Below are 15109 nucleotides of genomic sequence, written 5' to 3'. Positions count from 1 at the left end.
GGTTTCAGAGTGAAAGCATCAGCCTCTCCTGGGACTTTCCCTTGCCCCTATGTGAATGCCGTCGTTGCGGGTTATCCCTTGAGTCAGATATTTATGAAATGAAAACAATTCGGGACCACGGCAATCCGCCGATTTGCTCAATTCATCACCCTATGACCAAACCGCCCCGCATCTCCCTGGCCGAGGTGGCCCGCCAGACCGGCACCATGCTGCGGCGCGGCGACAGCAAGCACTTCGTCGAGGGTCAGGCGCCCACGATGGGCGACCTGACCGAGTCGCTGTTCTTCTCGCCCGGCGACGGCCGCATCTGGCTGAACGACCAGCGAATGCTGCTGCTGCACAGCTCAGCCGTGGGCCACATGCGCCGCGAGCTGATCGACACGCTGGGCATGGAGCGCGCACGTGGACTGCTGACGCGGGCCGGCTATGTGTCGGGCGCTCGCGATGCCCAGCTCGTGCGCGAACGCTGGCCGAATGCCGATGCGGCCAATGTCTTCATGGCCGGCACGCGGCTGCATGCGCTCGAAGGCGTGGTCAAGGTGACGCCGCTGGCCTTCGATTTCGACATCGACCGGGGCACCTACGAAGGCGAGTTCCTGTGGGAGCATTCCAGCGAGGACGACGAGCACATCAGCGCCTACGGCGTGGGCACAGAGGCGGCCTGCTGGTCTCAGGTGGGCTATGCCACGGGCTATGTGACCAGCCTGTTCGGTCAGCTCGTGATCTTTCGCGAGGTGGAGTGCCGCTCGATGGGCGCAAGCGTCTGCCGCGTGATCGGCCGTCACGCCGCCGCCTGGGGCGACATCAGCGAAGACCTGCGCTACCTCGAAGCCAAGGATTTCCGCCGCTTGAACGCCAGCGAGTCGGCACCCGTTGAAGTGCCGCCGGCCGCGACTTCCACCGAGCCCGAAGAACGCCCCCCCGCGGAGCGCCATGACATCGTCGGCGCGTCCTCGGCCTTCAACTCCGCCTGCCACCAGTTGGCCCGTGTGGCCGGCACGCGCGCCACCGTGCTGTTCACCGGCGAGTCGGGCGTAGGCAAGGAGGCCTTCGCACGGCGACTGCATCGCATCAGCCCGCGCGCGGCCCAGGCCTTCGTCGCGGTGAACTGCGCGGCCATCCCGGAGACGCTGATCGAGAGCGAACTCTTCGGCGTCGAACGCGGCGCCTTCACCGGCGCCAGCCAGTCGCGCCCCGGCCGCTTCGAGCGTGCGGACGGCGGCACGCTGTTCCTCGACGAGATCGGCACGCTCAGCCTCGTCAGCCAGGGCAAGCTTTTGCGGGCGTTGCAGGAGGGCGAGGTCGAGCGGGTGGGCGGTACGCGCGTCCTGGAGGTCGATGTGCGCGTCGTCGCCGCGACGAATGTAGACCTGCAGGCCGAGGTGCGTGCCGGGCGCTTCCGCGAAGACCTCTACTACCGCCTCAACGTCTACCCCATCCACCTGCCGCCGCTGCGCGAGCGCCGCGATGACGTTCCACTGCTGATGACGCATTTCCTGCGCCGCGAGGCGCAAAGGCACGGCCGCCAACCAACCGGCTTCACGCCCCGGGCCGTGCGGGCGATGCTGCACTACGCCTTCCCCGGCAACATCCGCGAGCTACAGAACCTGGTAGAGCGCGGCGTCATCTCGGCCGAGGACGGCGCGGCCATCGACGTGGCCCACATGTTCCGCCGCGAACAACTCAGCGACGAGGCGCTGCTGGCCATCGGCGCCCATGGCACCCTGCAGAAGAGTGCCGCGCCGCCGCCGCGCCTGCTCGATCTGCTCGGCGAAGCACTGCAACCCGGCGGCGCCGGCCACGTCGCACTGGAGGACCTTGAGCGGCAACTGCTGCAGGAAGCCACCGAGGCCGAGAACGGCAACCTCGCCGCTGCCGCGCGACGGCTCGGCATCACGAGGGCCCAGCTGGCCTACCGGCTGCAGCGAGCTACGCAGGCTTCGAGCTAAGCACTCAAAATAGTTGTTTTTGAAAACAATTTTTACCAACGGGCTGGGCGATTGTGCACTCCCCCTCCATGCGCCATCACGGGAAAATAGCCGCAGAACAAAGGGGGAAACCTTCAGATAGTCGAGCGCGAGATCGGTGCAAACCCTAGGATTTGGTTCGATGATTTAGTTAATAATATTAATCATTAGCAGCACTCTGCACTCGATCCAATGCCCAACTTCTCTGCTCGATTCGACGACCACTGGCTGCTTGGTGGCGCCCGCACAGCTCTGGTGGACTACTGCGGTGCGCTCGCCGAGGTCTCGCCGATCGACCTCGGCATCAAGGCCGCCCGCGCCGCGCTGGAGCGCACCGGCGTGCCGGGCAGCGCCATCGACTCGGTCGTCACGGCCTCCATGGCCCAGGCCTCTTTCGACGCCTTCGTGTTGCCACGTCATATCGGCCTGTATGCCGGCGTGCCGATCGAGGTGCCGGCCATCCTCGTGCAGCGCATCTGCGGCAGCGGCTTCGAGATCATTCGCCAGGCTGCAGACCAGATCACCCTTGGCTATGCCAGCCTCGCGCTGGTGGTGGGCGCCGAGTCCATGTCACGCAATCCGATCTGCGCCTACACCCACCGCAGCGGCTTCAAGCTTGGGGCACCGGTTGAGTTCAAGGACTTCCTGTGGGAGGCGCTCGACGACCCCGCCGCCAAGGTCTCGATGATCCAGACGGCCGAGAACCTGGCAAAGAAATACGGCATCACCCGCGCCGAGGTGGATGCCTACGCCGCCACCTCCTTCGAGCGCGCGCTGCGTGCCCAGGCCGAAGGCTTCTTCGAGGGCGAGATCGCGCCGGTCACGACCGAGCGCTTCGAGCTGGCAGGCTACGTGCCGCGCGGCATCCAGCTGCCCCGCAAGGTGGCCGCTGCAGACCGCGACACCCATCCCCGCCCCTCTTCCCTCGAAGCGCTGTCGGCGTTGCGCACGGTTTATGAAGGCGGCGTGCAGACGGCCGGCAACTCCTCGGCCTTGGTCGATGGCGCAGCGGCCGTCGTCGTGGCTTCCGGCGCCCAGGTGCGCAACCGCGGGCTGCAACCCCTTGCCCGGCTGCGCGGCGCGGCTGCGGCCGGTGTGCCGCCCGAGATCATGGGTATCGGCCCCGCGCCGGCCATCCGCTCGCTGCTGGCGCGCTGCGAGCTCAAGCTGTCCGACATCGACCTCTTCGAGATCAATGAGGCCCAGGGCGCCCAGACCCTGGCCTGCGTGAAGGAGCTCGGGCTGGACCTGGCCAAGCTCAACGTCAACGGCGGCGCCATCGCGCTCGGCCACCCGCTCGCGGCCACCGGCGTGCGCCTCACCTTCACGGCCGCGCGCGAGTTGCAGCGTCGCGGCGGCCGCTACGCCGTCGTCTCCGCCTGCGTCGGCGGCGGCCAGGGCATGGCCTTGCTCATCGAGAACCCCCAAGCATGAAGATCATCACTGCCGACCAGGTCGGCCCCCTCGTCAATGACGGCGCCACCCTCTTCCTCGGCGGCCTGGCCATGATGGGCCTGGCCGAGGAAGTGCTGCAGGGGCTGGAACGCCACTTCCTCACCACCGGCCATCCGCGCCAGCTCACCACCTGGGCCTGCGGCGCCATCGGCAACGCCGGCAGCGGCGGCATGGCGCACCTGGCCCACCCGGGCATGGTCAAGCGTGTTGTGGCCGGGCACTTCGGGCAGACGGGCAAGGCCATGATGGCCATAGTCCATGCCGGCGAGGTCGAGGCCTACAACTTCCCGCAGGGCTCGCTGTCCAGCCTCACGCGCCACATCGCCAGCCGCTCGCCGGGCCTGCTGACCAAGGTGGGCCTGGGCACCTTCGTGGATCCGCGCCTGGAAGGCGGCAAGCTCAACGCTGCCGCTCGCGAAGATCTCGTTCGCCTGGTCGAGTTCGAGGGCGAGGAGTGGCTCTTCCACCCCTCGCCCCGCATCGACGTCGCCTTCATCCGCGCGACCTATGCCGACGAGCGCGGCAACCTCAGCATGGACAAGGAAGGCATCCTGCTGGAGCAACTCGCCATCGCCCAGGCCGCGCGAGCCTGTGGCGGCATCGTCGTCGCCCAGGTCGAGGCTGTCGTCACAGCCGGCAGCCTGCATCCCAAGAGCGTCAAGGTGCCGGGCCTGGTGGTGGACTACGTCGTCGTTGCCAAGCCGGAGAACCACCTTCAGACCATCACGACGGCCTTCAACCCAGCCTTCAGCGGCGATGTGCGCGTGCCGCTGGGCAGCCTGCCGGCGCTGCCGCTGGACGAGCGCAAGGTCATCGCGCGCCGCGCCGCCATGGAGCTGCAACCCGGCGCCGTCACCAACCTCGGCATCGGCATTCCGGCCGGCATCCCGGGCGTGGCCGCCGAGGAAGGTGTGGCAGGGCTGCTCAGCCTCAGCGTGGAATGTGGCGTGAACGGCGGCGTGCCGGCCCAGGGCGGTGACTTCGGCCTGGCCTACAACGCCGAATCCATCATCGAGCAGTCCTCGCAGTTCGACTTCTACGACGGCGGCGGCCTGGACTGCAGCTTCCTGGGCCTGGCCCAGACCGACCGCCACGGCAACGTCAACGTCAGCAAGTTCAACGGCAGGCCCGTCGGCTGCGGCGGCTTCATCAATATCACGGCCTCCACGCCTCGGCTGGTGTTCTGCGGCAGTTTCACCGCCGGTGGCGTGGACCTCGCGGTGGCGGATGGCCAATTGCACATCCGCCAGGAAGGCCGCGCGCGCAAGTTCGTCGAACAGGTCGAGCAGATCACCTTCAACGGCCGTGATGCCGCACGGCGCGGCCAGGAGGTGCTCTTCGTCACCGAGCGCGCCGTGTTCGCGCTCCGCCCGGACGGCCTGGAACTGACCGAGATCGCGCCCGGCGTTGACCTCGAACGCGACGTGCTGGCCCACATGGAATTCCGCCCGTTGATGCGCGACGTGAAGACCATGGACGCCGGCCTCTTCCTTGAACACTGGGGCGGCCTGGCCGCTGCTCTCTCCACACCAAACCACGCATGAACGCCGCCACCGACTTCCTCCCCGCCAGTGGCCTGCTGGCCGAACTCAAGCTGCTGCGTATCGAACACGCCAGCGCGGTCACGCACCTGTGCCTGAGCCGCCCGGCCAAGCGCAACGCCATCAACGAAGAGCTGATGCGGCAGTTGCACACCGCCGTGCTCAACCTGCCGGCGTCGACCAAGGCCCTGGTCATCAGCGGCGAGGGTGACCACTTCTGCGCCGGTCTCGACCTGTCGGACCTCAGCGAGCGCAGCGTGGCCGAAGGCGTGCTGCATTCGCGCGGCTGGCATGTCGTCATGGACGCCATCCAGTTCTGCTCGGTACCTGTCGTGGCCGCGCTGCATGGCGCCGTGGTGGGGGGCGGCTTGGAGCTGGCGGCCTCCACCCACATCCGCGTTGCCGATGCAACCGCCTATTTCGGCCTGCCAGAAGGGCAGCGCGGCATCTTTGTCGGCGGCGGCGGGTCGGTCCGCATCCCACGACTGGCCGGCGTGGCCTGCATGACCGACATGATGCTCACCGGGCGCGTGCTGGATGCCGCTGAGGGCGTGCAGCGCGGCCTGGTGCAGTACGTGGTGCCGGCCGGCCAGGCTGTCGCCAAGGCCATCGAACTGGCCGGGCGCATCGCGCAGAACGCACCGCTGTCCAACTTCGCCGTGATCCAAGCCTTGCCGCGCATCGCCGACCTGTCGCAGGCCGACGGTCTTTTCATGGAATCCCTCATGGCGGCCATCGCGCAAGGCGACGATGTGGCCAAGCAGCGGCTGCAGGACTTCCTGCAAAAGCGCACACCCAAGGTCGTGAAGTCGTGAAGCCGCGCTACCGCCCCGTCGCCATCGGCGGCTGCCTGAGCAACGCCAGTGTCGAGCACCGTGCCGACGGTGGCTTCGTGCTGCGCTCGACCGAGCCGTTGGCGACCTATCCCTGGCAACTGGGCGAGCGCCTGGCGCATTGGGCTCAGTTGGCGCCGGACCGGCTACTGGCGGCACAGCGGGGTGCCGATGGCTCATGGCACTGCGTCGGCTATGCCGAGATGATCGAGCGCGCACGCTCCCTCGGCCAAGCCTTGCTGGACCGGGGCCTCGGCGTCGAGCGGCCCCTGGTCATCCTGTCCGACAACGACCTCGAGCATCTGAGCCTGATGCTGGGCGCGATGTGGGCCGGCATTCCCAGCGTCAGCATCTCGCCGGCCTATTCGCTGGTCTCGACCGATTTCGGCCGCCTGCGCCACATCCTCTCCAAAGCCACGCCAGGCGCGGTCTACGCGGCGGACGCAAGCTATGCGCGGGCCATCGAAGCCACGGTGGCGGCCGACACCCGTGTCGTCCTGGGCGACGGCCGGCTCGAAGGCCGCACCACGGAGCGCTTCGCCGACCTGCTCGATACACCGCCCGGCCCCGCGCTGGATGCCGCCCACGCCCAGGTCGGCCCCGACACCATCGTCAAGCTGATGTTCACCTCGGGTTCGACCAAGGCGCCCAAGGGCGTGGTCGTGACCCAGCGCATGTGGTGCGCCAACCAGCAGATGACGCTGCAGGCCATGCCCTTCCTGGCCGAGCGGCCGCCGGTGGTGCTGGACTGGCTGCCCTGGAACCACACCTTCGGCGGCAACCACAACCTCGGCATCATGCTCTACAACGGCGGCAGCCTCTACATCGACGAGGGCAAGCCCGTGCCGGGCCGCTTCGAGGCCACGCTGCGCAACCTGCGCGAGGTGGCGCCGACGATCTTCTTCAACGTGCCCAAGGGCTTCGACGAACTCGTCTCGGCGCTGCAGGCCGACGCTGCGTTGCGCGACCATTTCTTCAGCCGGCTTCAACTGGTCGAGTGCGGCGGCGCAGGGCTGTCGCAGAAGACGCTCGACGCCTTCAACCAACTCGCCGAGGCCGCCATCGGCGAGCGCATCCGCCTCGCGGCCGGCCTCGGCATGACCGAAACCGCGCCCACGTGCACCTTCGCCGTTCCCGAGGAAGCCCGCGCCGGCTTCATCGGCTGGCCCGTGCCCGGCGTCGACGTCAAGCTCGTGCCGGCCGAAGACAAGACCGAGGTGCGCTTCCGTGGCCCCAACGTCATGCCCGGCTACTGGCGCGAGCCCGCGCTGACCTGGGAAGCTTTCGACGACGAGGGCTACTACCGCACCGGCGACGCCGCCCGGCCCACCGACCCCACCGACCTCACGCAGGGCCTGATGTTCGACGGCCGCATCGCCGAGGACTTCAAGCTCTCCACCGGCACCTTCGTCAGCGTCGGCCCGCTGCGCGCCCGCGTGATCGCGCTGGGCTTCCCCTGCGTGCACGACGCCGTCGTTACCGGCCTGGGCCGCGACGAGATCGGCCTGCTGATCGTGCCGCGCGTGAATGAAGCTCGCCGCCTGGCCGAACTTCCCGACACCGCCCCCGCCGCCGACGTGCTGAACCACGCAGCCGTGCGTGATTTCTTCCAGGCACTGGCCAACCAGCTCTGGGCCCAGGGCACGGGCAGCGCCAACCGCCCTGCCCGGCTGCTTCTGCTTGCCGAACCGCCATCCATCGACGGCGGTGAGATCACCGACAAAGGCTCGATCAACCAGCGCGCCGTGTTGAGCCGTCGCGCGGCCCTGGTCGAGCTGCTGCACGAGGCCGCTGCCGGCCACCCCGACGTCATCACCCCACACCGCTGACCCTCATGAACATCTCTGGACAAGCCGCCCTCGTCACCGGCGCTGGCTCCGGCCTCGGCGAAGCCGTGGCACGTGCACTCGCCGCCCAAGGCGCCCGCGTCGCCCTGCTCGACATCAATGAAGCCGGCGCCCGGCGCGTGGCCGCCGACATCGGCGCTGACCACGCGCTCGCCCTGCGCTGCGACATCACCGACGCTGCCTCCGTCACCGCCGCGCTGGACGCGGCTTCGGCTGCCCACGGCCCGGCCCGCATCCTGATGAACATTGCCGGCATCGGCAGCGCCAAGCGCATCGTTCAGCGCGACGGCTCTCCCGCGCCGCTGGAAGACTTCGAGCGCGTCGTGCGCATCAACCTGATCGGCACCTACAACGTCACGCGCCTGGCGGCAAGCCGCATGGTGGCCCTCGCCCCGCTGGGGCCACCGGCTGAGGGCGAGCGCGGCGTCATCATCAACACCGCCTCGGTCGCTGCCTTCGACGGCCAGGTCGGCCAGGAGGCCTACTCGGCTTCCAAGGGCGGCATCGTCGGCATGACCCTGCCACTGGCGCGCGACCTCGCACAGTTCGGCGTGCGCGTCTGCACCATCGCGCCGGGCCTCTTCGCCACGCCGCTGATGCAGGAACTGCCTGACGAGGTACAGCAGTCTCTCGCGGCCTCCATCCCATTCCCCAAGCGCCTCGGCCAACCCGAGGAATTCGCGGCACTGGCTGCCCACATCGTCGCCAACGGCCACCTCAACGGCGAAGTCATCCGCCTGGACGGCGCCCTGCGCATGGCGCCACGCTGAATCTGAAAGGACACGACCCCATGTTCATCACCAACACCTGGTACGTGGCCGCCCGCAGCGACGAGGTCGGCACTGACAAGCCCCTCGGTCGCAAGGTGTGCAACCACGCGATGGCCTTCTTCCGCAACAGCGCTGGCGCCGTCAGCGCGGTGGAGGACTTCTGTCCCCATCGCGGCGCGCCGCTGTCGCTGGGCCGCGTTACGGGCGACACCCTGGTTTGCGGCTACCACGGCCTGGCCATGGGTTGCGACGGCAAGACCGTCTCCATGCCCTGCCAACGCGTGCGCGGTTTCCCGGCCATCCGCAGCTTCCCGGTTCATGAGGCACACGGCTTCATCTGGGTCTGGCCGGGAGATGCCACAAAGGCCGACGCGACCCAGCTGCCCGCCTTCGAGTGGTTGGGCAACCCCGCCTTCGGCTACGGCGGCGGGCTGTATCACATCGCCTGCGACTACCGGCTGATGGTCGACAACTTGATGGACCTCACGCACGAGACCTATGTGCATGCCAACAGCATCGGTCAGAAGGAGATCGACGAGATCCCCTGCACGACCCGCGTCGAGGGCGACCACGTCATCACCGAGCGCTACATGCAGGGCATCGAGGCGCCGCCGTTCTGGAAGATGGCGCTACGCATGAATGGCCTGCCCGACGACCAGCCCGTGGACCGCTGGCAGATCTGCCACTTCACGCCACCCAGCCACATCATGATCGAGGTCGGCGTCGCGTTGGCCGGCCAAGGAGGCTATGACGCGCCCGACGCCGTCAAGGCGGCAAGCTGGGTGGTTGACTTCATCACGCCGGAGACCGACACCTCCATCCACTACTTCTGGGGCATGGCGCGCAAGTTCAAGCCGCAGGACGAAGCGCTGACGGCCCAGATCCGAGAGGGCCAGGGCAAGATATTTGGCGAAGACCAGGAGATGCTGGAGCGCCAGCAGCAGAACCTGCTGGCCTGGCCGCAGCGCCAGCTGCTGATGCTCAACATCGACGGCGGCGGCGTGCAGTCGCGCAAGGTCATCGAACGCGTGATGGCGGCGCAGACATGATCACCGTCCGCATCGAGACCAAGGAACCGGCCGCGCAGGGCATTTGCGCCCTCACCCTCGTGGCCGCCGACGGCGGCACCCTGCCGGCCTTTACGGCCGGCGCCCATGTAGACGTCCATCTGCCCGGCGGCATCGTCCGCCAGTACTCGATCAGCAACGATCCCGCCGAGACCCACCGCTACGTGCTCGGCGTTCTGCTCGATGCCCAATCGCGTGGCGGCTCGCGAGCAGTGCACGAACAGCTGGCGCCGGGGCAAACGCTGCAGGTGAGCGCGCCCAAGAACCACTTCCCGTTGGCACCCCAGGTTCGCCGCAGCCTGCTGATCGCCGGCGGCATCGGCATCACGCCCATCCTCGCGATGGCCCGCCAGCTCGCCGGTGAAGATGCCGACTTCGAGTTTCACTACGCGGCGCGCAGCGCGCAGCGCATGGCTTTCCGCGCCGAGATCGAGGCGAGCGCCTGGGCCGAGGTGGCGCATTTCCATATCGGCCACGACCGCCTGGACGTGGAGCGGCTGCTGGCCACACAGGACGCCGGCGCGCATGTCTATGTCTGTGGACCCAAGCGTCTGATCGACGCGGTGACAAACGCGGCGATGCGCCTGGGCTGGGCCGGGGAACGCATCCACCACGAGTTCTTTGCAGGTGCCGAGCCGCTCGCATCGGGCGAGAACCGCGCCTTCGAGATCGAACTCGCGGGCTCCGGCCGCATCATCCCGGTGGCGGCCGACCAGACCGCCGCCGAGGCCCTCATCGCCGCGGGCGTCTCCCTGCTCACGTCCTGCGAGCAAGGCGTTTGTGGCACCTGCCTCACCCGTGTCGTCGCCGGCGAACCAGAGCATCGCGACCTCTACCTGACGCCCGAGGAGCAGGCGGCCAACGACCAGTTCACGCCCTGCTGTTCGCGATCGCGCAGCGCCAGGCTGGTGCTAGAGCTGCCCTGACCAAGGACTTCAAGACCTGGCCGGGGTCGTCGCCGTCGCCCGGCACAAAGCTCATGTGGCTGGCCCAGGCCTGGATCAGCGTGCCGTCCGCCGTGAAGTGGTCCTTGCTGAGCAAGCGACGCTGATCCGCCATCTCGTGAGTTCCGAGATCACATGGCAGCTTTCGCCGGTTTTCTTGCCGCGCGCGGCAGCACCATGACGCAGAGAAGCAATCCGCCAACGACAGTCGTCATCACCATCCCGGAGACGTTCAGCATGCCAAGCGCGAACGTGAAGCCGCCCAGCAGCACCGTCGCGAGCAGCACACCGACGATGCTGCCGCGCCCGCCCTGGATCGCCACGCCGCCGAGGATGACGATGGTGACGGCGTCCAGCTCCCAGCCGAGGGCGAGGTTGGGACGCGTGCTGCCGATGCGGCCGGTCAGCTGCACAGCGGCCAGCGCCGCCATCAGTCCCGCCAGCGTGAACAGCAGCAGCCGGTAGCGCTGCACGGCGATGCCGGAAAAGCGCGCCGCCACGGGGTTGGCGCCGATGGCGTAGATGCGCCGGCCATGGACCGTGCGGTGCTGCAGCAGGACGCACGCCACCGCCACGGCCAGCATGACGCCGAACTCGATCGGCACGATCAGCCACGGCCACCCCAGCAGATCGCCCAGCGTGCCGTTGCCCCACTGGCTCAGCCAGTCCGGGTAGCCCGTGATGGCCTGGTCGCCCAGCAGCACCAGGGCCAGGCCCCGGTACAGCGACAAGGTGCCGATGGTGACGACGACGGAGGGCAGTTGCCAGCGCGTGACCAGCCAGCCGTTGAATGCACCGCAGGCGATGCCGCAACCCAGGGCCGCACCGATCATGCCGACGGCGCCTGCGCCGGCCTGCATCGCAAAGCCCATGGCCAGCGAGCACAGCGCCATGGTCGCGGCAATGGACAGGTCGATCTCGCCCGCGATGATCAGCAGCGCCATGGCCATCGCGATCAAGGCCTTTTCCGACATATTGGTCGTGCTGTCGGCGATGGCGTAGGGGGAGGCAAAGCCATCGACGCCGAGCCCGAAGCCGACGTAGACGGCGACGATCAGCGCCGTCAGCACACGTTCCCAGGAACCCCAGGCCTTCATGCAGTCCGCCTTTCCAGGATCTGCTGCCCCGATTGACGCAGTGCACGCGAGTTCAGCATCACCGAGACGAGGATGACGGCGCCGGCAATCGCCTGCTGCCAGAACGGCGAGACATGGATGACCGGCAGGGCTGCATTGATGACACCGATGAACAGCACGCCCAGCAGCGCGCCACCGACCGTGCCGACACCGCCGGCGATGCTGATGCCACCGATGACGCAGGCCGCGATCACCGTGAGCTCGAAGCCGGCGGCCAGTTCGGTGAAGGCGATGGCATAGCGGCCAACCCACAGCAGGCCGGCGAGCCCAGCCAGAGCGCCAGACAGCGTGTAGGCCATGCGAATACGTTGCACCACCGGGATGCCCACGACCCGCGCGGCAGCCGGGTTGCCGCCGCAGGCATAGAGGTCACGCCCTTCCTTGCGCCAGCGCAGCAGCCACCATCCCAGCGCCGCGACCGCTGCAGCGAACCACACGAGCAGCGGCAAGCCCAGCAGCTCCGAGCGAGGCAGGGTCTTGATCGCCGGGTGGATGTCCTGGTCGTTGACCCAGGCGCCGCCGCTGACCAGGAAGATGGCACCGCGATAGACCGACATGGTGCCCAGCGTCACGACGATGGGCGGCAACTCGAAGCGTGTGATCAGCCAGCCGTTGAGGGCGCCCTGCGCCGCGCCCAGAGCCAGCGCCAACAGGATCAGCACCGGCGCGCCCGCACCCGCAAAGAGCTTGCCGAACAGCGCCACCAGCATGCCCGTCAAGGCAAGATTGGACGCCACGGACAGGTCGATGCCGCGCGTGAGCAGGACGGGCATCTGGCCGACGACGAGGATGGCGAGCAATGCAGAGTCGTTGGCAACGTCCAGCGCGTTGCGCGGGGTGAGGAACACGGGGGATCGCAAGCCCACCGCCAAGGTGATGGCCAGGATGACGGCGGCCAGCGCCCATTCGCGGCGCGTCATGCGGCGTTCCTGCCTTGCAGCGCAAGGCCCGAAGCTGCAGCCACGATGGTTTCTGCATCCGCCTCGCCGCGCCGGAACTCGGCCACCTGCCTGCCACGCTTCATGACCACCACGCGGTGGGCCAGGTGCATCACCTCGGGCAGTTCCGAGGACACCAGGATCACCGCCAGCCCTTGTTCGACCATCTCCGCCACGAGTTGATAGACCGCCTGCTTGGCGCCGACGTCGATGCCCTTGGTGGGCTCGTCCAGGATGACGATGCGCGGGTTCAGCCCCAGCCACTTGCCGATGACGACCTTCTGCTGGTTGCCGCCGGAGAGGCCGGACAGCGGCGTGTCCTGGCTGGCGGTCTTGACGTTCAACCGTTCGATGAGACGCTGCGCCAAGGCACTCTCACGAACAGCGGACAGCCAGGGCCCGTGCGAGGCATGGCCCTTCACCGCATGACGAGGCCCGGCCAACGCGGCCAGGCTGAGGTTGTGCCGCACCGAGAAATCGAGAATGCCGCCCTGGCGCTGGCGCTCCTCGGGCACGTAGGCCAGCCCCAGCGAGATGGCATCGGCCGGGTCACGGATGCGCTGCTGCCGGCCGTCGATGGCGATGCTGCCGCGAGACAGCGGCTTCAGCCCCATCAGCGCCATCATGACCTCGCTGCGACCCGCGCCGACCAGGCCGTAGAAGCCCAGGATCTCGCCACGGCGCAGCGCAAAGCTGATGCCGTCGAACTCGGTCGGGTGGCTGAGGTCGCGGGCCTCCAGCACGACCGCGCCGGGCTGCGTGTCCGCGTGCGGATACACCTGCTCGATGCCGCGGCCGGCCATCAGGCGCAGCAGCTCCGGCTCGCTGGCCTCTTTCATGGACCCGGCGCCGACCGAGGCGCCATCCCGCAGCACCACGTAGTTGTCGCAGACGGCGAACAGTTCGTCGAACTTGTGCGAGATGAACAGCACGGCCACGCCGCGATCCAGCAAGCCCCGCACGATGCCGTAGAAATCACGGATCTCGGCCTGCGACAGCGCGGCGGTCGGTTCGTCCAGGATGACGACACGGGCCCGGTGCGACAGCGCCCGCGCGATCTCGATCAAGTGCCGCTGGGCCAGGCTGAGCTGCCGGACCGGCGTCGTAGCGTCAAAGCCTGCCCCCACCTCGTCGAGCACCTCCTGGGCCTGCCGGTTCATCGTCGCCCAGTCCACCACACGCAGCGCTTTCGGCCCGCGCTGGGGCTGCCGGCCGATGAAGATGTTTTCCGCCGCCGTCAGCTCCTCGAACATCACCGTTTCCTGGTGCACAGCGACGATGCCGGCGGCCTGGGCCGCGTGCGTGTCGCGCAGGCGCAGCGGCTGGCCGTCCAGCCACAGTTCGCCCCCGTCAGGCTGATGGACGCCCGTGAGGATCTTGACCAGCGTCGACTTGCCCGCGCCGTTCTCGCCGATCACGGCCAGCGCATGGCCCGGCCGCAGTTCCAGGTCCACGCCGCGCAGCGCATGCGTCGGCCCGAAGCGTTTGTGGATGCCCCTCAGGCAGAGCACCCCGGCTCGCTCAGAAGAACTTGGCGAACTTGTCGACATTGCTCGCGTCGTAGGTGAAGGGCTCGGCCATGACGGCCTCGTTGTCCGCATCCAGCGTGACCGTGCCGACGCGGCCGACGCTGATCTTTGACCCCGCACTCGCCGTCGCCTTGCCGGTGACCAACCCATGGGCGATGAAGACGGCCGAGTAGCCCAGGTCGATCGGGTTCCAGATGGCGAAGCTTTTCACCGCGCCGCTGCGCACATGCCCGGCCATTTCAGACGGCAGGCCGAGGCCGGTGACGAAGATCTGGCCGACCTTCTTCTCGTCTTGCACGGCCTTGGCGGCCGCCGCGACACCGACCGTCGTCGGCGCAACGATGGCCTTCAGCTTGGGGTAGCTCTTGAGCAGGCCCTGCGCTTCGCGGTAGCTCTTGTCGGTCTGGTCGTCGCCGTAGACCACGCTGACCAGCTTCAAGCCCTGGGACGCCGGCTGGGCCAGCGCCTTCTTCATTTCCGCAATCCACAGGTTCTGGTTGGTGGCCTGGGCCGTGGCCGACAACACCGCGATCTCGCCGCTGCTGCCGATGGCGTCGGTCGTCAGGCTGACGAGCTTCTGGCCGATCAGTGCATTGGACGACGGCGCGAGATGCACGAGGCGCCCGTCCTTGCGCACCGCCGAGTCGAACGACACGACCTTGATGCCGCGCGCCATGGCCTTCTTGAGCACCGGCACCAGCGCATCAGGGTCGTTGGCGGACACGACGATGGCCTTCACGTTCTGCGCGATCAGCGTGTTGATGACCTCGATCTGCCCCTCGGCCGTGGCCTTGGCGGGGCTGGCAAGCACGATCTCCACGCCGCCCAGCGCCTTGGCCGCCTCGAGCGCGCCCTGATGGGCCGCGATGAAGAAGCCGTTGCCCGAGCTCTTGGCGACGAGGGCGATCTTGTCAGCGGCCAGCGCGCCCTGTGCGGTCAGGCAGGAGGTGGCGGCGATAACGGCGAGCGCCAGCGCGCGGCGACGGAGGGTCATGGTGCATTCCTGGAAAGCGGGCGCTAAGGCTATCTGTTCTCGCCCGGCGGTGTCGGCCTTGGTGCACAACAAGCAAGCGGTTGAGCGA

At 68.1% G+C, this 15109-nt stretch carries 12 protein-coding genes and 1 pseudogene; 8 read left to right on the top strand and 5 right to left on the bottom strand.

Annotation, left to right across the window (positions count from 1 at the left end):
* Window positions 1-152 precede the first annotated feature (152 nt).
* The 8 genes from AC07V5_RS17245 to AC07V5_RS17210 all read left to right on the top strand — a co-directional run bounded on the left by AC07V5_RS17245 (window position 153) and on the right by AC07V5_RS17210 (window position 10406).
* On the top strand, window positions 153-1949 hold the full coding sequence (locus tag AC07V5_RS17245; protein WP_495116902.1) for a sigma 54-interacting transcriptional regulator: 1797 nt from the start codon (window positions 153-155) through the stop codon (window positions 1947-1949).
* 210 nt (window positions 1950-2159) lie between these two features.
* On the top strand, window positions 2160-3401 hold the full coding sequence (locus AC07V5_RS17240) for a thiolase family protein (RefSeq protein ID WP_495116901.1): 1242 nt from the start codon (window positions 2160-2162) through the stop codon (window positions 3399-3401).
* Window positions 3398-4966 carry an acyl CoA:acetate/3-ketoacid CoA transferase gene (locus AC07V5_RS17235; protein WP_495116900.1) on the top strand — a complete coding sequence of 523 codons (1569 nt, stop codon included), beginning with the start codon at window positions 3398-3400 and terminating at the stop codon, window positions 4964-4966. The genes AC07V5_RS17240 and AC07V5_RS17235 overlap by 4 nt, the downstream gene beginning before the upstream one ends.
* Window positions 4963-5778 (top strand): crotonase/enoyl-CoA hydratase family protein, encoded by an 816-nt coding sequence (locus AC07V5_RS17230; RefSeq protein WP_495116899.1) that lies wholly within the window; start codon window positions 4963-4965, stop codon window positions 5776-5778. Before AC07V5_RS17235 ends, AC07V5_RS17230 begins: the two co-directional genes overlap by 4 nt.
* Window positions 5775-7625, top strand: coding sequence for a feruloyl-CoA synthase (locus AC07V5_RS17225; protein WP_495116898.1), 1851 nt, complete (start codon window positions 5775-5777; stop codon window positions 7623-7625). The genes AC07V5_RS17230 and AC07V5_RS17225 overlap by 4 nt, the downstream gene beginning before the upstream one ends.
* Before the next feature lie 5 nt (window positions 7626-7630).
* Window positions 7631-8413 (top strand): SDR family NAD(P)-dependent oxidoreductase, encoded by a 783-nt coding sequence (locus AC07V5_RS17220; RefSeq protein ID WP_495116897.1) that lies wholly within the window; start codon window positions 7631-7633, stop codon window positions 8411-8413.
* Window positions 8414-8433: 20 nt separating this feature from the next.
* Entirely contained in the window at window positions 8434-9462 is a 1029-nt protein-coding gene (locus tag AC07V5_RS17215) for an aromatic ring-hydroxylating dioxygenase subunit alpha (protein WP_495116896.1), read from the top strand.
* Window positions 9459-10406, top strand: coding sequence for a PDR/VanB family oxidoreductase (locus AC07V5_RS17210; protein ID WP_495116895.1), 948 nt, complete (start codon window positions 9459-9461; stop codon window positions 10404-10406). Before AC07V5_RS17215 ends, AC07V5_RS17210 begins: the two co-directional genes overlap by 4 nt.
* Window positions 10407-10428: 22 nt before the next feature.
* Here the strand turns inward: AC07V5_RS17210 and AC07V5_RS17205 are convergent.
* From AC07V5_RS17205 to rhaS, 5 genes and pseudogenes are all read right to left on the bottom strand, one after another.
* Window positions 10429-10539 (bottom strand): annotated as a pseudogene (locus AC07V5_RS17205) (IS5/IS1182 family transposase); the annotation flags it as partial.
* Window positions 10540-10555: 16 nt separating this feature from the next.
* Window positions 10556-11521 carry an ABC transporter permease gene (locus AC07V5_RS17200; RefSeq protein WP_495116894.1) on the bottom strand — a complete coding sequence of 322 codons (966 nt, stop codon included), beginning with the start codon at window positions 11519-11521 and terminating at the stop codon, window positions 10556-10558.
* Window positions 11518-12480, bottom strand: a complete 963-nt coding sequence (locus AC07V5_RS17195; RefSeq protein ID WP_495116893.1) for an ABC transporter permease — start codon at window positions 12478-12480, stop codon at window positions 11518-11520. The genes AC07V5_RS17200 and AC07V5_RS17195 overlap by 4 nt, the downstream gene beginning before the upstream one ends.
* A complete protein-coding gene (locus AC07V5_RS17190; RefSeq protein ID WP_495116892.1) occupies window positions 12477-14009 on the bottom strand; it encodes a sugar ABC transporter ATP-binding protein in 1533 nt (510 codons plus the stop codon). Before AC07V5_RS17190 ends, AC07V5_RS17195 begins: the two co-directional genes overlap by 4 nt.
* A gap of 10 nt (window positions 14010-14019) precedes the next feature.
* Window positions 14020-15021, bottom strand: a complete 1002-nt coding sequence (rhaS, locus tag AC07V5_RS17185) for a rhamnose ABC transporter substrate-binding protein (protein WP_495116891.1) — start codon at window positions 15019-15021, stop codon at window positions 14020-14022.
* Between the last annotated feature and the right edge of the window lie 88 nt (window positions 15022-15109).

This window comes from Roseateles sp. GW821-FHT02E12 (genome assembly GCF_059421665.1).
Note: the sequence above shows the minus strand (reverse complement) of the source record. Positions and strands in the feature narration are given on the sequence as shown.